Origin of the sequence: Achromobacter denitrificans NBRC 15125, assembly GCF_001571365.1 — a bacterium.
GTDB classification, from domain to species: Bacteria; Pseudomonadota; Gammaproteobacteria; order Burkholderiales; family Burkholderiaceae_B; genus Achromobacter; species Achromobacter denitrificans.
Map to the genome: position 1 here is coordinate 32,959 of NZ_BCTQ01000023.1, position 19,541 is coordinate 52,499.

The following is a 19,541-nucleotide window of genomic DNA, read 5'->3' on the forward strand; positions in this document are numbered from 1 at the left end:
GCCCGCCCCAGGCCGGCCGCGCGGGCGGCCTTTTGGGGCTTACGCTGTGTCTTGCGTCGTGCCTATGACGCTCACGCGCATGGGGCGGGCTTGAGCCCCGCTCGAAGAACGATATCAGACGATCGTCAACGTCACATCGATGTTGCCACGCGTCGCGTTCGAGTACGGGCAAACGATGTGGGCTGCCGCGACCAGCTTCTCGGCTTCGGCGCGGTCCATGCCCGGGAGCGAGATCTTCAGTTCCACTTCGATCCCGAAGCCCGTGGGGATGGGGCCGATGCCCACGCCGCTGTCGATCGTGGCGTTCGACGGCATGGCGATCTTGTCGCGGCCGGCGACGAACTTCATCGCGCCCATGAAGCAGGCCGCGTAGCCCACCGCGAACAATTGCTCGGGATTGGTGCCGGCCGCGCCGGCGCCGCCCAGTTCCTTGGGCGTGGTCAGCTTGACGTTCAGGTTGCCGTCGTCGGAGGCACCCGTGCCCTCACGGCCGCCGGTGACGTGCGCGTGGGCGCGGTACAGCACTTTTTCGATAGACATGATGGGTTTCCTTCGTAAAGAGAAAAGGGGAACTGCCTGGCCTGGCGGGACCATTCCCGCTACGGCCTACCAACAACATCGCACACAACTATATCGTGCACTACTTAAATGACCGGAAGATGGCAGGCGCCACCCTCCGCCTCAAAGACTGCCGACCAGCTTCTCCCGCAGGGCATGCAGGGCCTTCATGGTGCCCTGCGCCTCTTCCAGCGTGCATTGCGCGGCCGAGGCGATGGCCTGGGGCACTGCCTGCGCCTTCTCGCGCAGATCGCGGCCTTGCCGGGTCAAGGCCACGATCACCTGGCGCTCGTCTTCCTGGGCGCGCTGCCGCGTCACCAGGCCGGCCGCTTCCAGCCGCTTGAGCAGGGGCGTCAGCGTGGCCGAATCCAGGAACAGGCGTTCGCCGATATCCGTAACCGTGATGCCATCGCCTTCCCACAACACCAGCATCACCAGATACTGCGGGTAGGTGAGGTCCAGATCGCGCAGCAGCTTGCGGTACACCTTGTTCATCGCCAGCGAGGTCGAGTACAGGGCGAAGCACAGCTGGTTGTCCAGCAGCAGCGGATTGAAGCCGCTCTTGGGTTTGGATCTGGATTTCATTGCGCAATATTAAATAGCGCGCTATTTAACGTCAAGCGTTTTTTTCGGCGCGAGGCGCGCTAGCCGGCCGCCGGCTCTCCCTCGGCCGCGCCGCGATCCGACCCATAATGTTTCAAGCCTTCCAGGTCCAGCACCCGGACCGCGCCGTACTCCACGTTCAGCAACCCGGCCTCTTCCAGCTTGCGCAGCGCCTGGTTGGCCCGCTGGCGCGATACCCGGGCCAGATAGCCTACTTCTTCCTGGGTAATCGTCAGGCGCATCCCCATGCCGGGATACAGCAAAGGATTGAACAGTTCAGCCAGGCAGCGGGCCACGCGCGCGTCCGGGTCCAGCAGACGGTCGTACTCCGCCTTGCCGATGAACTGCGCCACGCGCTCGTTCAATTGATGGAGCAGATAGCGGTTGAAGGGGATGCTGGTGTCCAGCAGCCAGTCGAACGTCGCGCCGGGCAGGCGCGCCACCACCGAATCCCGCAGCGCGACGATGTCGTACTTGCGGACTTCGCGCTTGAGCAGCGAGCCCTCGCCTATCCATCCGCCGGCGGGCACGCCGGTCAGCGAGGCCACCTTGCCTTCGGCATTGCCCACGGACACCTTGACCAGGCCGGCCAACACGCCGATCCAAGCCTGTGCGAGTTCGCCTTTGCGCTCTATGATCGACCCGGCAACGACCTGCTGCACGGTCAGGTCCCGCTCGACGCGCATTTGCTGTTCGCGATCGAGCACGCGAAACCAGGCCGCGGCAAGTTGCAGGGAGTCGGATAGCTGCATCGGGAATACCCTAAAAGGTCCTTGAATGTCGCGATGGTGACAGTTGGTAGCAACCCAACCTTATACCTTAACTCCTGCCGTAAATCTAAAACCAACTGGTCAAGCACCTCATCGCCACCGCCGCCCGCGCGGACTCCTGGCCCGATGCGCCCAAACCGGAGGAGACAACGTGGCACATACACCGCCCGCATCCGCACGGATGCCGGCGGCGTCGGACACCTTTCCGGCGCTGCTGTTCACGCATGCCAAGGTTCGTGGGTCGCGGCCCGCGATACGCGAGAAAGATCTGGGGATCTGGCAAACCCTTACGTGGTCCGAAGTGGCGGAGCATGTCCGGCACGTCGCCCATGGGCTGGCCGCATTGGGCATCCGCCCCGGCATGCACGTGGCCGTCGTCGGCGAGAACCGTCCCCGCCTGTACATGGCCATGATGGCCGCCCAATCGCTGGGCGCGATTCCCGTTCCGCTCTACCAGGACGCGGTCGCCCAGGAAATGGTCTACGTCCTGCAGGACGCCGAGATCAGCGTGGCCATCGTCGAAGACCAGGAACAGGTCGACAAGATGCTGGAGATCAGCGAGCAATGTCCCGCGCTCAAGCGCGTGGTGTTCGACGATCCTCGCGGCCTGCGGCATTACACCGACGCGATGCTGATGTCCTATGAAAGCCTGGAGTCGCTGGGCGCCGAGTACGCCGCGCAGCATCCCGGCTTCCTGGATGCCGCCATCGCCGCCGTGCAGCCGCAAGACCCGGCCGCCATGTTCTACACGTCCGGCACCACCGGCAAGCCCAAGGGCGTGGTGCTCACGCACCATGCGCTGATCGACCGCGCGCGCGCCGTGTCCGAACTCGAAAAGCTGACCGACCAGGAAGACGTGCTGGCCTACCTGCCGCCCGCGTGGATCGGCCAGAACATGTTCTCGTACACGCAGCTGCTGGTCACCGGCTTCACCGTGAACCATCCCGAGTCGCCCGACACCGTGTCGATCGACATGCGGGACATCGGCCCCACCTATTATTTCGCGCCGCCGCGCGTGCTGGAAGGCCTGCTCACGCACGTGATGATCCGCATGGAAGATGCCGGCTTCATCAAGCGCAAGCTGTTCGCCAGCTGCATGAAGCTGGCGCGCCGCGTCGGCACCAGGATCCTCGACGGCGAATCCGTCAACGCCTGGGACCGCCTGCGCTATGCGCTGGGCAACGCGCTGATCTACGGCCCGCTGCGCAATGCGCTGGGCATGAGCCGCGTGCGCGTGGCGTACACCGCGGGCGAAGCCATCGGGCCCGACCTGTTCGTGTTCTACCGCTCGATCGGCATCAATCTGAAGCAGCTCTACGGTTCCACCGAAACCTCGGTGTTCGTCTGCGTGCAGCCTGACGGCCAGGTGCGCGACGACACCGTCGGCCCCCCGGTGGACGGCGTGGAGATCCGCGTGGCGGAAAACGGCGAGATCCTGGTGAAGAGCCCCGGCCTGTTCAAGGAGTACTACCGCAACCCCGAGGCCACGGCCGAGGCGCGCAGCGCCGACGGCTGGTTCCACACGGGCGACGCGGGCTATCTCGACACCGACGGCCAGCTGAAGATCATCGACCGCGCCAAGGACGTGGGCAAGCTCGCCAACGGCAGCCTGTTCGCGCCGAAGTACATCGAGAACAAGCTCAAGTTCTTCCAGCACATCAAGGAGGCCGTCGCCTTCGGCGCCGACCGCGACGACGTCTGCGCCTTCATCAACATCGATCTGGAAGCGGTGGGCAACTGGGCCGAGCGCCGCGGCATGCCCTACGCGGGCTATACCGACCTGGCGTCCAAGGACGAGGTCTACCAGCTGATCGCGGAATGCGTCGAGCAGGTGAACGCGGACCTGGCCACCGATCCCAAGCTCTCGGCCTCGCAGATCAGCCGCTTCCTGATCCTGCACAAGGAACTCGATCCCGACGACGACGAGCTGACCCGCACGCGCAAGGTGCGCCGCGCCTTCATTGCGCAGAAGTACGGTGTGCTGATCGACGCGCTCTACAGCGGCAAGCCATCGCAATTCATCGAGACCGAAGTGAAATTCGAAGACGGACGCACCGGCAAGATCTCGGCGGACCTGAAGATCCGCCCGGTGAAGACGTTCCCCGCCATCACCGCCCGAGCCGCGTAAAGACCATGAGCCACAACGACCGCGACCAGCGTATCGGCGACGTCATGCTGGACATGCAGAACATTTCGCTGTCCTTCGGCGGCGTCAAGGCGCTGACGAACATTTCCTTCAACGTGCGAGAGCACGAGATCCGCGCCATCATCGGCCCCAACGGCGCGGGCAAGAGCTCGATGCTCAACGTCATCAACGGCGTCTATACGCCCCAGGAAGGCGCCATCGCGTTCCGGGGCGAGCACTTCTCGCGCATGAACCCCCGCCGCGCCGCCGAGATGGGCATCGCGCGCACCTTCCAGAACCTGGCGCTGTTCAAGGGCATGAGCGTGCTGGACAACATCATGACCGGCCGCAACCTGCGCATGAAGTGCGGGCTGCTGGCGCAGGCCTTCCGCCTGGGCCGCGCCGAGCGCGAAGAAATCCAGCATCGCGAGTTCGTCGAGAACATCGTCGACTTCCTCGAAATCCAGGCCTATCGCAAGACGCCGGTCGGCCGCCTGCCCTACGGCCTGCAAAAGCGCGTGGACCTGGGCCGCGCCCTGGCGATGGAGCCGCGCCTGCTGCTGCTGGACGAGCCGATGGCGGGCATGAACATCGAAGAGAAGCAAGACATGAGCCGCTTCATCCTCGACGTGAACGATGAATTCGGAACCACCATCGTGCTCATCGAGCACGACATGGGCGTGGTCATGGATATTTCCGACCGCGTGGTGGTGCTGGACTACGGCAAGAAGATCGGCGACGGCAAGCCGGACGAAGTCCGCGCGAATGAAGACGTCGTAAAAGCCTATCTAGGCGTGTCGCACTAAGGCGGACAGACATGGGATTTTTTCTAGAGACCTTATTCGGCGGCCTGATGAGCGGCATGCTGTATGCCCTGATCGGCCTGGGCTTCGTGCTGATCTTCAAGGCATCCGGCGTCTTCAACTTCGCGCAGGGCGCGATGGTGCTGGTGGCCGCGCTGTCCATGGCGCGCTTCTCCGAATGGCTGCCGCGCTGGTTCGGCTTCGAAAACATGATCCTGGCCAACGTGCTGGCGTTCATCGTCAGCGCGGCCGTGATGTTCCTGCTGGCGGTCGCCATCGAGCGCTTCGTGCTGCGCCACCTGGTCAACCAGGAGGCCACCACCCTGCTGATGGCCACGCTGGGCATCAGCTACTTCCTGGACGGCCTGGGCCAGATCACGTTCGGCAGCTCGGTGTATTCCATCAATGTCGGCATGCCCAAGGATCCGCTGATGATCCTGGACTCCGTCTTCGAGGGCGGGCTCCTGATCAACCTTGAGGACCTGACGGCGGCCGTGATCGCCGCGCTGCTGGTGGCGGCCCTGGCGCTCTTCTTCCAGTACACCTCGACCGGCCGCGCCCTGCGCGCGGTGGCCGACGACCACCAGGCGGCGCAGTCCATCGGCATCCCGCTCAACCGCATCTGGGTCATCGTCTGGAGCGTGGCGGGCCTGGTGGCGCTGGTGGCGGGGATCATCTGGGGATCGAAGTTCGGCGTGCAGTTCACGCTGTCCACCGCGGCCCTGCGGGCGCTGCCGGTGGTGATCCTGGGCGGCCTGACCTCGGTGCCGGGCGCCATCCTGGGCGGCCTGATCATCGGCGTCGGAGAGAAGCTGTCCGAGGTCTACCTGGGGTCGCTCGTGGGCGGCGGTATCGAAATCTGGTTCGCCTATGTGCTGGCGCTGGTGTTCCTGCTGTTCCGTCCGCAAGGGCTGTTCGGCGAGAAGATCATCGACCGGGTCTGAGGAATAAAACATGTTCTATCGCGAAAACGGCCAATTCAAGACCAGCTATCGCGCTGACCAGCAGATCTTCCCGATCCGCCAGGACCGCATCTTCATCTGGCTGCTGCTGGCGGTGGCGTTCATCGCCATCCCGGCGCTGGCCAGCGACTACCTGCTGCGCGCCATCCTGATCCCGTTCCTGATCCTGGCGCTTGCCGCCGTGGGCCTGAACATCCTGGTGGGCTATTGCGGCCAGATCTCGCTGGGCACGGGCGCCTTCATGGCGGTCGGCGCCTATGCGGCCTGGAACTTCGGGGTGCGCTTTCCCGGCATGCCGCTGATCGCGCAGATCCTGCTGGGCGGATTCTTCGCCACCATCGTCGGCGTGATCTTCGGCATACCCAGCCTGCGCATCCGGGGCCTGTACCTGGCGGTGGCCACGCTGGCCGCGCAGTTCTTCGTGGACTGGGCGTTCCTGCGCATCCCCTTCTTCACCAACTACTCCTCGTCCGGCAACGTGTCGGTGCCGCCGCTGACCGCCTTCGGCCTGCCCGTCCAGAGCGCGATGGAGAAATACCTGTTCGTGCTGATCCTGGTGGTGGTGTTCAGCCTGCTGGCCAAGAACCTGGTGCGCGGCGCGATCGGCCGCCAGTGGATGGCCATCCGCGACATGGACGTGGCGGCCTCCGTCATCGGCATCCGCCCCATGTACGCCAAGCTCACGGCGTTCGCGGTCAGCTCGTTCATCGTCGGCGTGGCCGGCGCCTTGTGGGGCTACATCCACCTGGGCTCCTGGGAGCCGCTGGCGTTCGACCTGTCGCGCTCGTTCCAGCTGCTGTTCATGGTGATCATCGGCGGGCTGGGCTCGATCATCGGCAGCTTCTTCGGCGCGGCCTTCATCGTGCTGGTGCCGGTGGCGCTCACCAACATCCCGCACATGCTGGGGCTGCCGCTGTCCGTGGACACGGCGGCGCACGTGGAGCACATGGTGTTCGGCGCGCTGATCGTGTTCTTCCTGATCGCCGAGCCGCACGGCCTGGCCAGGCTGTGGAGCATCGGCAAGGAAAAGCTGCGGATCTGGCCCTTCCCCCACTAGGGGCGGGCCCCGCCGAAGCAGGTTCAGTACCGGAGTTGCGTTACGTCGTACCGATCATCGTCTGCCGCGCGGCAAAACTTCGCGGCCGGCATCCTGAATACCCGGCTCAAGACCGGGCCAATCCCGGTGTCCCAGGGTTTATGGACCCAAACACCACGCAGGAGGTAAATGGAGATGAAGCGTCTTAACCTGAAGTTGGCGGCAGCCCTGGTGGCCGCAGCCGGCGCCGTCGGCGCCGTGGCCACGCCGGCAATGGCGGCCGAAGAGCAGTTCGTTCCGTTGCTGGTGTACCGCACCGGATCCTTCGCCCCCCTGGGCATTCCCTGGGCCGACGGCAAGCTGGACTACCTGAAGCTGGTCAACGAGCGCGATGGCGGCGTCAACGGCGTCAAGATCACGTACGAGGAATGCGAAACCGCCTATGCCACCGACCGCGGCGTGGAATGCTATGAACGCCTGAAGGGCAAGGGCACCGGCGCATCGGGCTTCGACACCCAGTCCACCGGCATCACCTTCGCGGTCAGCGACAAGGCCATGGTCGACAAGGTGCCGGTCGAGACGATGGGCTACGGCCTGTCGCAATCGGTCGACGGCAGCGTATTCGAATGGAACTTCCCGCTGCTGGGCACCTACTGGACCGCGGCCGACGTGATGATCCAGGACATCGCCAAGAAAGAAGGCGGCATGGACAAGCTCAAGGGCAAGAAGATCGCCCTGGTCTACCACGACTCGCCGTATGGCAAGGAACCGATCCCGCTGCTGCAGAAGCGCGCGGCCAAGGAAGGCTTCGAGCTGGTGCTCTACCCCGTGACCGCGCCCGGCGTGGAACAGAAGTCCACCTGGCTGCAGATCCGCCAGGCGCGCCCGGCCTACGTGCTGCTGTGGAGCGCCGGCATCATGACGCCCACCGCGATCCGCGAAGCGCAGGCCAGCGGCTATCCGCGCGACAAGATGTACGCCATCTGGTGGGCCGGCTCCGAAGGCGACGTCAAGGACCTGGGCGATGTCGCCAAGGGCTACAACGCCATCACCATCCACAACAGCGGCGCCGAGCACGACAAGGTCTACGACGACCTGAAGAAGTTCGTCTACGACAAGGGCCAGGGCGCGGACAAGACCGGCAAGACGACGCTGGGCACCATCGCCCATACCCGCGGCATGATGATCTCGATGCTGCAGGTGGAAGCGATCCGCACCGCGCAGGAGAAGTTCGGCAAGGGCAAGGCGCTGACGCCGGAGCAGGTGCGCTGGGGCTTCGAGAACCTGGACCTGACGCAGGAGAAGCTGGACAAGCTGGGCTTCGGCCAGATCATGCGTCCGGTCAAGACCTCTTGCGACAACCACAAGGGCGACGACTGGGCCCGCATCGTGCAGTGGGACGGTTCGAAGTTCAAGGTCGTCTCCGACTGGTACCAGTCGGACAAGACCATCCTCGACCCCATGGTCAAGGAAGGCGCGGCCAAGTACGCCAAGGAAAAGAACATCACCCCGCGTGATTGCAAGTAGAGGGTGAGTTGCCCCCCGCAGCGCCTTTGGCGCTCCCCCCCAGGGGGCGCCGATTGCATGCGGGGGGGAGCGCGAGGATGTACCGCCGATAGCAGATATGAACCGGAGGCTGGCCCACACCGGGCCGGTCGCCACCACGCAGCAGGAACGATCATGAATACCGCCAATACTGCCACCGCCACGGACGCGCCCAAGGTGCTGCTCGACGTGAACGGCATCGAGGTGATCTACAACCACGTGATCCTCGTGCTCAAGGGCGTGTCCCTGCAAGTGCCGGAAGGCCGGATCGTGGCCCTGCTGGGCGCCAACGGCGCGGGCAAGACCACGACGCTGCGCGCCATCTCGAACCTGCTCAAGGGCGAACGCGGCGACGTCACCAAGGGCTATATCCAATACCGCGACCAGCGCATCGAAAAGCTGTCGCCGGCCGAGCTGGTCAAGCGCGGCGTCGTGCAGGTCATGGAAGGCCGCCACTGCTTCGCGCACCTGACCATCGAGGAAAACCTGCTGACCGGCGCCTATACGCGCAGCATGAGCCGCGGCGATACCGCGGCGGCGCTGGAACGGGTCTACCAGTATTTCCCCCGCCTGAAGCAGCGCCGGGCCAGCCAGGCCGGCTACACCTCGGGCGGCGAGCAACAGATGACCGCGATCGGCCGCGCGCTGATGGCCAATCCCAACATGATCCTGCTGGACGAGCCGTCCATGGGGCTGGCGCCGCAGATCGTCGAGGAGATCTTCGAGATCGTGCGCGACCTAAACCAGCGCGAACGCGTCAGCTTCCTGCTGGCGGAGCAGAACACCAACATCGCGCTGCGCTACGCCGACTACGGCTACATCCTGGAAAACGGGCGCGTGATGATGGACGGCGCGGCCTCGGACCTCGCCGAAAACGAAGACGTAAAGGAGTTCTACCTCGGCATTTCCAGCGGCGAACGCAAGAGTTTCCGCGACAACAAGTTCTACCGCCGCCGCAAGCGCTGGCTGGCCTGATTCCTGGAGCGGCGAAGCCGGCGCGGTCCGGCCCGCCGCCGGCAACGACACCGCAGTACGGCACACGAGAGGGTGCGATCCCATGTCCGAGTTTTTCGATGTTCTGGAAACCCGCGCGCCCGAGCAGCGCGAGCGCGACCTGATGGCCGCCCTGCCCGGCGCGATCGCCCGCGCGATTGCCCGGGCGCCGGCCATCGCCGAGCAATTGCGCGGCATCGACCCCGCAACCATCACGTCGCGCGAGGCCCTGGCGCGCCTGCCCGTGCTGCGCAAGCACGAACTGCTGGAGCGGCAGCAGCACAGCCGCGACGATGCCGCCGTGCCCGCGGGGCCGCGCAAGGCCTTCGGCGGATTCTCCGCGATCGGCTGGGGCGAAGCGATGCGCGTCTTCGCCTCGCCGGGCCCGATCTATGAGCCGGAAAGCGCGCGCGCCGACTACTGGCGTTTCGCCCGCGCCCTGCACGCGGCGGGCTTTCGCGCCGGCGAGCTGGCCTACAACTGCTTTTCCTATCATTTCACGCCCGCCGGCTCGATGATGGAAACCGCCGCCCACGCGGTGGGCTGCACCGTGTTCCCGGGCGGCACCGGGCAGACCGAGCAGCAGGTGCGCGCCATCCAGGATCTCGCGCCCACCGGCTACACCGGCACGCCGAGCTTCCTCAAGATCATTCTGGAGAAAGCCGACGAGCTGGGCGTGAAGCTGGATTCGCTGCGCCGCGCGCTGGTGTCCGGCGAGGCATTCCCGCCGTCGCTGCGCGACTGGCTCGCCGCGCGCGGCATCGAGGGCTACCAGGCCTATGGCAGCGCCGATCTCGGCATGGTGGCCTTCGAAACGCCTGCCCGCGAAGGCCTGGTGCTGGGCGAGGACATCATCGTCGAGATCGTCCGCCCCGGCACCGGCGAGCCCGTGCCCGACGGCGAGGTCGGCGAAGTCGTGGTCACCACCCTGAACCCCGACTACCCGCTGGTGCGGTTCGGCACCGGCGACCTGTCGGCCGTCATGCCCGGACTCTCGCCCTGCGGGCGCACCAACACCCGCATCAAGGGCTGGATGGGGCGCGCGGACCAGACCACCAAGGTGCGCGGCATGTTCGTGCACCCGTCGCAGGTCGCCGACGTGGCGCGCCGCCACCCCGAAATCCTGCGGGCGCGCCTGGTGATCAGCGGCAACACCGGGTCGGACCGCATGGTGCTCAAGGTGGAATCGCAATCGCGCAGCGAGGAACTCGGCAAGCGCATCGCGGAATCGGTGCGCGACGTCACCAAGCTGCGCAGCGACGTGGAATGGGTGGACGCCGGCAGCCTGCCGAACGACGGCAAGGTCATCGACGACGTGCGCACCTACGAGTGAACGACGCGGCCGCGCAGAGTCACGCGGCCGCGATCAGCGCCATCGCGCCTTTTGCCAGCATCGCCACGGCCACCGCCGCCGCGAACAGCGCGAAACACTGCTGCAGGCGGCGCGGCGCGAACCGATCGGCGACCGCCCGGCCGGCCAGCATGCCCAGCACCGCGGAAGCCGTGAACGGCGCCGCGATCCCCCAGTCCAGATGGCCGCCCGCCGCCGCGGCCGCGACGCCGCTGGCCGATACCAGCGCGATCACGGCCAGCGAGGTGCCCACGATGGCCTGCATCGGCAGGTCGGTCGAGCGGCGCAGCGCCGGCACGATGACGAAGCCGCCGCCCACGCCCAACAAGCCCGACAGGAAGCCCGCGATCGCGCCGGTGCCGGTCAAGGCGCGGGCGCAAGGAGCCGTCCAGCGCAGCCGGCCGGTGCTGGCGTTGAGCTGGCAGGGCGGCACGCGCCGCGCCTGCGCGGCGGCCGCGGGCCGGGCGCCCTGGTTCCACATCCGCCATGCGACCAGGCCCAGCACGCCGGCGAAGATGATGGCCAGCGGCGCGTTGGGCAGCCGGCGCGCGGCCCACAGGCCCAATGGCGACACGATGATGCCGGTGACGGCCATGAACCCCGCCGCCCGATAGCGGACCAGGCCCTTGCGCAGGCCCAGCGCGGCCCCCAGCGCGGCGGACAGCCCGACCGCGAGCAGGGCGATGGGAGCGGCCTGCGCCACCTGCAAATGCAGCCCGAAAACCAGCAGGGGCACGGCCATGATGGCGCCTCCCGCCCCGGTCAGCCCGAGGATGAGGCCGACGCATCCTCCCAACGCGGCGCTGGCCGCCCATACCGTGGCGATCATGGGCGCGCGCTCAGTTGCCCAGCGGGCGGGCAAGCCATTCGCGGCCCTTCAGCATGCCGTTCCAGTAGATCCACGGCAGCATCCTGGCCTTGAGGAACCAGGCGCTCTTGCGCGGCACCGTCGGATCCAGAGGAAAGGTCGGCAACAGCTTGCCGCCGTAGCCGAACTCGGCCAGCACGATGCGGCCGCGCTCGACCGTCAGCGGGCAGGATCCGTAGCCGTCGTAGGTCACCGGCATGGCGTGGCCTTCGCGCAGCGCCAGCAGGTTCTCGGCGACCGTGACGATCTGCTTGCGCGCCGCCGCGGCCGTCTTGGCGTTGGTCGTGCTGATGCCGTCGCCCAGGCCGAACACATTGCCATGGCGGACGTGGCGCAGCGTGGCCGGATCGACCTCGCACCAGCCGGCGGCGTCCGCCAGCGAGCTGTTCTTCAGGAATGCGTGGGGCACCTGGGGCGGCACCGCATGCAGCATATCGAAGGGCTTTTCCACGCGCGCGACCGCGCCGTCCGGGCCTTTCACGTCGAACCAGGCCTTGCGCGCCGCGCCGTCCACGGCCACGAGCGCCGAGTTGAAGGCCAGCGCGATTCCGTAGCTTTCCACGTAGCGCATCAGCGGCGGCACGAAAGTCGGCACCCCGAAGAGCGCCGCGCCGGCGAGGTCGAATTCCACCTCGATGCGGTCCAGCACGCCCGCTCGGCGCCAATGGTCGCAGGCAAGGTACATCGCCTTCTGCGGCGCGCCGGCGCACTTGATGGGCATGGCCGGCTGCGTGAACAGCGCGCGGCCGCCTTTCAAGCCCCGCGCCAGCTCCCAGGTGTAGGGCGCGAGGTCGTAGCGGTAATTGGAGGTGACGCCGTGCTGGCCGAGCGTCTCGGCCAGGCCGTCCACCTGCTCCCACGCGAGGCGCAGCCCCGGGCAGACGATCAATTGCTCGTAGGTCACGGCGCGGCCGTCCGCCAGCAGGACGCGATCGGCCTCGGGCTCGAAGCCGGCGGCCGCGGCCTGCAGCCACGTGGCGCGCCGCGGCATGACGGCGCGGGTCGGGCGCATGGTCTTGCTCACGTCGAAGGCGCCGCCGCCGACCAGGGTCCAGGCGGGCTGGTAATAGTGCTTGTCGCTGGGTTCCACGACCGCGATGCGCAGGTCCGGACGCCGACGCAACAGGCTGGCGGTCACGCCGATGCCTGCCGCCCCGCCGCCCACCACCACCACGTCGAAATCGCGTTGGCCTTGTGCCATGGGCATGCTTGTCTCCGCTGCCGGTCTACCGGCTTCTGATTTTCTGCAGGATTGAAAATATCGCCATGCCGGCAAGCATGGCGGCCACGAACACCAGTGCTTCGCGCACGCCGGCCGACGCCGCCACCAGCGCGGGCCCCGGACAGAAGCCGGCCAGCCCCCAGCCGGCGCCGAAAACCAGGCTGCCCACCGCCAGGCGCCGGTCGATCCGGGTGGCCGTGGGCCAATGCATCGGCTCGCCCGACAGGCTGGCCCGGAAGCGGCGCAATACGGCGAAGCCGATCGCCGTGATCAGCACCGCGCCCCCCATCACGAAGGCGAGCGACGGATCCCAGGCGCCGGCAAGATCCAGGAAACCCAGCACCTTGGCGGGATTGGCCATGCCGGAGACGATCAGGCCCAGCCCGAAGACCAGTCCCGACACGAAAGCGAACAGGGCGTTCATGTCAGCCTCCCGCCAGATGGCGCATGACGTAGACCACGGCGAAGCCGGCGGCCATGAACAATGCCGTCGCCGCCAGCGACCGCGGAGAACCGCGCGAGACGCCGCACACACCGTGGCCGCTGGTGCAGCCCGAGGCGTAGCGCGTGCCCAGGCCGACCAGCAGGCCCGCCACGATCAGGCGGCCCGTGCCGGCTTCGACCGTGATGGCCGGCAGCGCCGCGCCGAGGCGGTACAGCCAGGGCGAGGCGAACAGGCCCAGCAGAAAGGCCAGCCGCCACGCGCCCCCGCGCTCAGGCGTCAACAAGCCGCCGAGGATGCCGCTGATACCGGCGATGCGGCCGGCGCCGCCCATCAGCAGCACGGCCGCGGCGCCGATGAGCAAGCCGCCCAGGGCCGACGACACGGGAGTGAAGGCGGACCAGTCCAGATTCATTTGAGTGACTCCATGGCGCGGCCGCAGTACAAACTGGATAACGTCTTCATGACCTGGCTGACCTCGAAGCTGGCCATCTGGTAGTAGACGTACTTGCCTTCGCGCCGCGTCGCCACCAGCCCTTCATCGCGCAGCACGCCCAATTGCTGGGACAGGGTGGGCTGGCGGATGCCGGTGAGGGCTTCGAGTTCGCCTACATTGCGCTCGTTCTGCACCAGCTGGCAAAGCAGCAGCAGGCGGTCTTCGTTGGCCAGCGCCTTGAGCAGGGCGCAGGCCTGGGAGGCGGATTCGCGCAGGACGGCGACCTCGCACTCGGTCAGGACTTCGTTCATTTGATGAGCATCAATCGGCCTTGGAGAGTTTGATCATTATATTGACCAATAGAATATTCAACAATATTATTGAAAAAGATATATTGTTTTGACCATGCAGCGAAACGCTGCCAGGCGAGCGTCCATGTCCCCCCAGATCCAAGGCTTTTTCGATCCCGTCACCGCCACCATCACCTACGTGGTCCACGAGGCCGCGCCGGGCGGCGCCTGCGCCATCATCGATTCGGTCCTGGACTACGACCCCAAGTCGGGCCGCAGCAGCACCGCCAGCGCCGACCGCGTGGCCGACTACGTGCGCCAGCGCGGCCTGAAAACCGAATGGCTGCTGGAAACCCATGCGCACGCCGATCACCTCTCGGCCGCGCCCTACCTGCAGCGGCAGTTGGGCGGCGTTATCGCCATCGGCCAGAGCATCCAGACCGTGCAGGGCGTGTTCAAGAAGATCTTCAACCTGGAGCCGGAGTTCCAGCTGGACGGCTCGCAGTTCGGCCACCTGTTCGCCGACGGCGAAACCTTCCGCATCGGCGAGCTGACGGCGCAGGCCATCCACGTGCCGGGGCATACGCCGGCCGACATGGCCTACCTGATCGGCGACGCCGCCTTCGTGGGCGACACGCTGTTCATGCCGGACGTGGGCACCGCGCGCTGCGACTTCCCCGGCGGCGACGCCCACCAGCTATACCGCTCGATCCAGCGCCTGCTGAGCCTGCCCGCCGGCACCCGGCTGTACATGTGCCACGACTACCCGCCCAGCGGCCGCGACGCCTCCTGGCAGACCACGGTGGCCGAACAGCGCCGCGCCAACATCCACGTGCGCGAAGGCATCGGCGAAGACGATTTCGTCGCCATGCGCACCCGCCGCGACGCGACGCTCTCGATGCCCACCCTCATCCTGCCGGCCATCCAGGTGAACATCCGCGCCGGGCACTTTCCGCCCGCCGAGGACAACGGCGTTCGCTACCTCAAGATTCCCGTCGACGCCTTGTGAATCCCGCGGGGGCCTGACGCGTCCGGGCTTGCGCGCCCCAGGCTTATCCCGCAAGATCGTCCGATCGCAGAATTGCCGACCCGACGGATCCCTCCATGTTTGCCGAAGCCGAAGCCGACCCCAGCCTGTCCAAGGAAGAATTCAAACCGCTGGAGGCACGGCTGCGCGTCGCCCTGCTGAACGCGCAGTACCAGCGGCTGGCCAACGCGAACAAGACGCTGCTGGTGGTCGTGGCGGGGATCGACGGCGCCGGCAAGGGCGCCACGGTCAATCTGCTCAACGAGTGGATGGACCCTCGCCACATCAAGACCCTGGCCTACGGCCCCCGCGAAGGCGAAGAACTGGAGCGCCCGCCGCTGTGGCGCTATTGGAAGGACCTCCCGCCCAAGGGCAGCACCGGCATCGTGTTCGGTTCCTGGTACGCGTCGCTGATCTACGAAGCCACGCGGAAGAAGCCCAACCATGACAGCATCGAGGCGCAGGCCTCCACCATCCGGCGCTTCGAGTCCATGCTGGCCGCCGAAGGGGTGCAGATCATCAAGCTCTGGTTCCACCTGTCGGCCGACGCCCAGAAGGCGCGCGCCGAACGCCTGCTGGCCAGCCCCGAGACCTCCTGGCAGGTCAGCCCGATCGACCTGAAGGTCTACAAGAAATACGACCGCATCCGCGCCGCCGGACAAACGGTGCTGAACCATACCGACAGCGGCCACGCGCCCTGGGTCGTGATCCCCAGCGCCGACGAGAACATGCGTTCCGCCCGCACGGCCGAGGCCGTCCTGGCCGCCATGCGCCAGCGCGGCGTGCCCCGCATCTCGCCCTCCTTCGTGGCCCATTCGCGGCCCGCGCGCGTCGCCGACCGCCTCGGCCAGCTCGACTACGACGCCAAGATCGAGAAGAGCGACTACGACTCGGAACTGGGCCTGCTGCAAGGCAGGCTGGCGCGCGCGGCGCGCGCCCGGAAATTCCAGGACCGCTCGCTGGTGCTGGTGTTCGAAGGCCAGGACGCGGCCGGCAAGGGCGGCGCCATCCGGCGCGTGACGCACGCGCTGGACGCCCGCCAGTTCGACATCACCCCCGTGGCCGCCCCCAACAGCGAAGCGCTCGCGCGACCCTACCTGTGGCGGTTCTGGCGCCAGGTGCCGCGCCACGGACGCATCGCCATCTTCGACCGCTCCTGGTACGGCCGCGTGCTGGTCGAACGCGTCGAAAAACTGGCGGCGCCCGCTACCTGGCGGCGGGCGTACGCCGAAATCAACGACTTCGAGGAACAGCTGGTCGCAAGCGGCGCGATGGTGCTGAAATTCTGGCTGGCGGTAACGCCCGAGGTGCAGCTGGAACGGTTCAAGGAACGCGAAAAATCGCCCTTCAAGAACTTCAAGATCACCGAGGAGGACTGGCGCAACCGCGACAAGTGGAAAGACTACGCGGCCGCCGCCAACGAAATGCTGGCCCGGACCGACGTCGCCCACGCGCCCTGGCATCTGGTATCTGCCAACGACAAGCGGTACGCTCGGGTGCAGGTGCTGCGGCACATCGTCGAAGCCATGGAAAACCAACATTGAACCGCCCCGGGAGGCCGCAAGCCATGAGTACCGTTGAAATCCGTCCGATCGTCGCCGCCGACTTCGAAGCCTGGCTGCCGCTGTGGAAGGGCTACCAGGACTTCTACCGCGTCGACATCGACGACGCCGTCACGCGCAACACCTGGTCGCGTTTCCTGGACGGCAATGAACCCATGCATGCCGCGCTGGCCTACGACAGCGGCCGGGCCATCGGCCTGGTGCACTGGATTTTCCATCGTTCCACCTGGACCGCCGGCGACTACTGCTACCTGCAGGACCTGTACGTGGCCCCGGACGTGCGCGGCACCGGCGCCGGGCGCAAGCTGATCGAACACGTCTACGAGCAGGCCGCCGCGGCCAACTGCGCGCGCGTGTACTGGCTGACCCACGAAACCAATGCCACCGCCATCCAGCTGTACGACCGCATCGCAGACCGCTCCGGCTTCATCCAGTACCGCAAGGTGATGCCGTGAGCGCGCGCGACCCCAACTGCCCGCTGTGCCAGGAAGACGGCGGCACGCTGCTGTGGCGGGGGCCGCACCTGCGCATCATCGAGGTAAGCGACCCGGACTACCCGGGCTTCACGCGGGTGGTCTGGAACGGCCACCTGGCCGAAATGACCAGCCTGTCCACCCATGGGCGCGACCTGCTGATGCGGGCCGTGTACGTCGTCGAAGAGGCGCAGCAATCCATCCTGGCGCCCGACAAGATCAACCTGGCGTCGCTGGGCAACATGGTCCCGCACCTGCATTGGCACGTCATTCCGCGCTGGCGCGGCGACCGCCACTTCCCCGATGCCATCTGGGCGCCGCCGCGGGTGGCGGCGGGCGCGGAATCCGCGGAATGGAAGGAACGGCAGGCCCGGGTGCAGGCCCTGCTGCCGCGCTACCGCGACCGCCTGGTCGAGGGAATGAACGCCCTGCTCTGGCACTGAATCCACGGCCTGGGCGGGCAGTGCCGGGGCGCAGGTCAGCGCTATCCGGTCCGTGCGCCCTTCCGGTCGGCCTCGCTGCACCCGGCGGGTCCGCTCAAGCCCCGCCATCGTTCTACCCGACCCGCCCGTTCAGGGACGGACGTCGGAGACCGCCGCCATCCCCGCGTGGGTTCCACCTGACGCGAGTTGTTTCGAATCGCGCATTTTCCCCGATAAATAGACGAGGTTCGCCGAAGTAAAACGGGCAGCGCCGCGTCATTCAGATAAAATTCAGGTTTGCCCGCACGCGGCCCACGCGGTCGACAAGGACTCCAAGACAGTGACTCTTCCGGCTACGCCCCCGCCCAAATCCGCCTCGTTCCTGCAAGCGTTCCTGCGGTCCGAAGCATTGGGCGGCTACGTCCTCATGCTGGCCGCCCTGATCGCGCTGGTGGTCGCCAACAGCCCCGCCGCCCCCCATTACTTCGGCGCGCTCGAAACCAAGCTGGGCTTCCAGGCGGGCCCTATCGTGCTCAAGGAAACCGCCCTGCACTGGATCAACGACGGCCTGATGGCGGTGTTCTTCCTGCTGGTCGGGCTGGAGATCAAGCGCGAAGTGCTCGACGGGCAGTTGCGCGGGGCCGCCCGCATCGTCCTGCCCGGCATCGCCGCGGTGGGCGGCATGGCGCTGCCGGCGCTCATCTACGTGCTGGTCAACGCCGGCAGCCCCGACACCCTGCGCGGCTGGGCCATCCCCGCCGCGACCGACATCGCGTTCGCGCTGGGCATCCTGGCGCTGCTGGGCAGCCGCGTGCCGACGTCGCTGAAGATCTTCCTCACCGCGCTGGCGATCCTGGACGACCTGGGCGCCATCATCATCATCGCGCTGTTCTATACGTCGACGCTCAATACCTTCGCCCTGGGGATGGCGGGCGCCCTGCTGGCCAGCCTGTTCTGCCTGAACCGCATGGGGGTGTTGCGCCTGGCGCCCTATCTGCTGATCGGCGTAGTGCTGTGGTATTTCGTCCTGAAGTCCGGCGTGCATGCCACGCTGGCCGGCGTGGCGCTGGCGCTCGCCATCCCGCTGCGCCCGCAGAACCAGGGCCATCCCGGCACGCATTCGCCGCTGCATGCGCTGGAACACACCTTGCACAAGCCGGTCGCCCTGCTGATCGTTCCGCTGTTCGGATTCGCCAACGCGGGCGTGTCCTTCTCCGGCCTGGGCCTGGGCAGCCTGGCGCAGCCCGTGCCGCTGGGCGTGGCCCTGGGCCTGTTCCTGGGCAAGCAACTGGGCGTGTTCGGCTTTGCCTGGCTCGCCATCAAGAGCGGCATCGCCAGCCTGCCGCGGCACGCCACCTTCGCGCAGCTGTACGGCGTCGCGCTGCTGTGCGGCATCGGCTTCACGATGAGCCTGTTCATCGGCGCCCTCGCCTTCACCGACCCGGCCGCCGTTGACGCCACCAAGATCGGCGTCCTGACGGGGTCGCTGGTGTCGGCCGTGACCGGTTTCGTGCTGCTGCGCGCCTGCGGCGCGCCCGCCGGCCACCCCGAAAAATCGTGAAGGGGCTCCGCGGGCGCTAAAGTAGGCGGGGTACGCCGCCACGATCCCGAGGAGCCGCCATGAAAACGCCCGCCATCACCCTGCAACGCGTCTACGAAGGCACCGGCCCGGAAGGCAACTACCGGGCGCTCGTGGACCGCGTCTGGCCGCGCGGGCTGCGCCGGGCCGACCTGGGGCTGGACGAATGGGCCCGGGATCTCGCGCCCACCACCGAACTGCGCAAGTGGTTCAACCATATCGAAGAACGCTGGGAAGACTTCCGCCGCAAATACCTGGCCGAACTGGCCGCGCCCGACCAGCAGGCGCGCATGGCCGCCCTGCTGGAGGCCGCCGGCAAAAAGCCCCTGACCCTGCTCTACGGCGCCCACGATGCCGAGCACAATCAGGCGGTCGTGCTGCGCGACGCCCTGCTGGCCTATGCCGGCCATCACGGCAAACGATCCGCCTGAGCCGCTGTCCGGGGCCGGGCGCGGCCCGCCCGGCGTTCAGCCA

The 19,541-nt window shown here is 67.0% G+C and carries 21 protein-coding genes; 13 read left to right on the forward strand and 8 right to left on the reverse strand.

The genetic code is table 11. From position 1 onward, the window contains the following. Nucleotides 1–114 precede the first annotated feature (114 nt). From ADE01S_RS19100 to ADE01S_RS19110, 3 genes are all read right to left on the reverse strand, one after another. Entirely contained in the window at nt 115–540 is a 426-nt protein-coding gene (locus ADE01S_RS19100; RefSeq protein ID WP_062683307.1) for an organic hydroperoxide resistance protein, read from the reverse strand. A gap of 141 nt (nt 541–681) precedes the next feature. Beyond that, a complete protein-coding gene (locus tag ADE01S_RS19105; protein ID WP_062683308.1) occupies nt 682–1,143 on the reverse strand; it encodes a MarR family winged helix-turn-helix transcriptional regulator in 462 nt (153 codons plus the stop codon). 59 nt (nt 1,144–1,202) lie between these two features. Further along, complete coding sequence (locus ADE01S_RS19110; protein ID WP_062683309.1) at nt 1,203–1,913, reverse strand: Crp/Fnr family transcriptional regulator; 711 nt, start codon at nt 1,911–1,913, stop codon at nt 1,203–1,205. A 169-nt stretch (nt 1,914–2,082) separates the two neighbouring features. On the opposite strand from ADE01S_RS19110, the gene ADE01S_RS19115 reads away from it, so the two are divergent. The 7 genes from ADE01S_RS19115 (at nt 2,083) to ADE01S_RS19145 (ending at nt 10,728) form a co-directional block, all read left to right on the forward strand. Next, nucleotides 2,083–4,059, forward strand: a complete 1,977-nt coding sequence (locus ADE01S_RS19115) for an AMP-dependent synthetase/ligase (protein ID WP_062683310.1) — start codon at nt 2,083–2,085, stop codon at nt 4,057–4,059. A gap of 5 nt (nt 4,060–4,064) precedes the next feature. Further along, entirely contained in the window at nt 4,065–4,862 is a 798-nt protein-coding gene (locus tag ADE01S_RS19120; RefSeq protein ID WP_062683311.1) for an ABC transporter ATP-binding protein, read from the forward strand. 11 nt (nt 4,863–4,873) lie between these two features. Beyond that, nucleotides 4,874–5,803 (forward strand): branched-chain amino acid ABC transporter permease, encoded by a 930-nt coding sequence (locus ADE01S_RS19125; RefSeq protein ID WP_062683312.1) that lies wholly within the window; start codon nt 4,874–4,876, stop codon nt 5,801–5,803. Between the two features lie 10 nt (nt 5,804–5,813). Continuing rightward, nucleotides 5,814–6,878, forward strand: a complete 1,065-nt coding sequence (locus ADE01S_RS19130) for a branched-chain amino acid ABC transporter permease (protein WP_062683313.1) — start codon at nt 5,814–5,816, stop codon at nt 6,876–6,878. Between the two features lie 168 nt (nt 6,879–7,046). Then, nucleotides 7,047–8,384, forward strand: coding sequence for an ABC transporter substrate-binding protein (locus ADE01S_RS19135; protein WP_082775850.1), 1,338 nt, complete (start codon nt 7,047–7,049; stop codon nt 8,382–8,384). 153 nt (nt 8,385–8,537) lie between these two features. Next, the gene (locus ADE01S_RS19140) at nt 8,538–9,377 is read left to right on the forward strand and encodes an ABC transporter ATP-binding protein (protein WP_062683314.1); all 840 of its coding nucleotides are present in this window, start codon (nt 8,538–8,540) and stop codon (nt 9,375–9,377) included. Nucleotides 9,378–9,459: 82 nt separating this feature from the next. Next, nucleotides 9,460–10,728 carry a phenylacetate--CoA ligase family protein gene (locus tag ADE01S_RS19145; RefSeq protein ID WP_062683315.1) on the forward strand — a complete coding sequence of 423 codons (1,269 nt, stop codon included), beginning with the start codon at nt 9,460–9,462 and terminating at the stop codon, nt 10,726–10,728. Nucleotides 10,729–10,747: 19 nt separating this feature from the next. Here ADE01S_RS19145 and ADE01S_RS19150 read toward each other — a convergent pair whose 3' ends face one another. Genes ADE01S_RS19150 through ADE01S_RS19170 form a run of 5 tightly spaced genes read right to left on the reverse strand, consistent with a single transcriptional unit; the run spans nt 10,748 to nt 14,025 of the window. Beyond that, nucleotides 10,748–11,575: a sulfite exporter TauE/SafE family protein gene (locus ADE01S_RS19150; protein ID WP_062683316.1), complete on the reverse strand. Its 828-nt coding sequence runs from the start codon at nt 11,573–11,575 to the stop codon at nt 10,748–10,750. 10 nt (nt 11,576–11,585) lie between these two features. After that, nucleotides 11,586–12,821 (reverse strand): NAD(P)/FAD-dependent oxidoreductase, encoded by a 1,236-nt coding sequence (locus ADE01S_RS19155; RefSeq protein ID WP_062683317.1) that lies wholly within the window; start codon nt 12,819–12,821, stop codon nt 11,586–11,588. A 19-nt stretch (nt 12,822–12,840) separates the two neighbouring features. Further along, nucleotides 12,841–13,260, reverse strand: a complete 420-nt coding sequence (locus ADE01S_RS19160; RefSeq protein WP_062683318.1) for a YeeE/YedE family protein — start codon at nt 13,258–13,260, stop codon at nt 12,841–12,843. 1 nt (nt 13,261) lies between these two features. Next, the gene (locus ADE01S_RS19165; RefSeq protein WP_062683319.1) at nt 13,262–13,693 is read right to left on the reverse strand and encodes a YeeE/YedE family protein; all 432 of its coding nucleotides are present in this window, start codon (nt 13,691–13,693) and stop codon (nt 13,262–13,264) included. Further along, nucleotides 13,690–14,025: an ArsR/SmtB family transcription factor gene (locus tag ADE01S_RS19170; RefSeq protein ID WP_062683320.1), complete on the reverse strand. Its 336-nt coding sequence runs from the start codon at nt 14,023–14,025 to the stop codon at nt 13,690–13,692. Before ADE01S_RS19170 ends, ADE01S_RS19165 begins: the two co-directional genes overlap by 4 nt. A gap of 124 nt (nt 14,026–14,149) precedes the next feature. Here ADE01S_RS19170 and ADE01S_RS19175 point away from each other — a divergent pair, with 124 nt between their 5' ends. The 6 genes from ADE01S_RS19175 (at nt 14,150) to ADE01S_RS19200 (ending at nt 19,498) form a co-directional block, all read left to right on the forward strand. Continuing rightward, nucleotides 14,150–15,013 (forward strand): MBL fold metallo-hydrolase, encoded by an 864-nt coding sequence (locus ADE01S_RS19175; RefSeq protein ID WP_062683321.1) that lies wholly within the window; start codon nt 14,150–14,152, stop codon nt 15,011–15,013. Nucleotides 15,014–15,108: 95 nt separating this feature from the next. Further along, nucleotides 15,109–16,575 (forward strand): polyphosphate:AMP phosphotransferase, encoded by a 1,467-nt coding sequence (gene pap / locus ADE01S_RS19180; RefSeq protein ID WP_062683322.1) that lies wholly within the window; start codon nt 15,109–15,111, stop codon nt 16,573–16,575. Nucleotides 16,576–16,598: 23 nt separating this feature from the next. Further along, complete coding sequence (locus ADE01S_RS19185) at nt 16,599–17,048, forward strand: GNAT family N-acetyltransferase (protein ID WP_062683323.1); 450 nt, start codon at nt 16,599–16,601, stop codon at nt 17,046–17,048. After that, nucleotides 17,045–17,509, forward strand: coding sequence for an HIT family protein (locus tag ADE01S_RS19190; protein WP_062683324.1), 465 nt, complete (start codon nt 17,045–17,047; stop codon nt 17,507–17,509). Before ADE01S_RS19185 ends, ADE01S_RS19190 begins: the two co-directional genes overlap by 4 nt. A 319-nt stretch (nt 17,510–17,828) precedes the next feature. Next, entirely contained in the window at nt 17,829–19,049 is a 1,221-nt protein-coding gene (gene nhaA, locus ADE01S_RS19195) for a Na+/H+ antiporter NhaA (protein WP_062683325.1), read from the forward strand. 59 nt (nt 19,050–19,108) lie between these two features. Beyond that, on the forward strand, nt 19,109–19,498 hold the full coding sequence (locus tag ADE01S_RS19200; protein ID WP_062683326.1) for a DUF488 domain-containing protein: 390 nt from the start codon (nt 19,109–19,111) through the stop codon (nt 19,496–19,498). Nucleotides 19,499–19,541 lie beyond the last annotated feature (43 nt).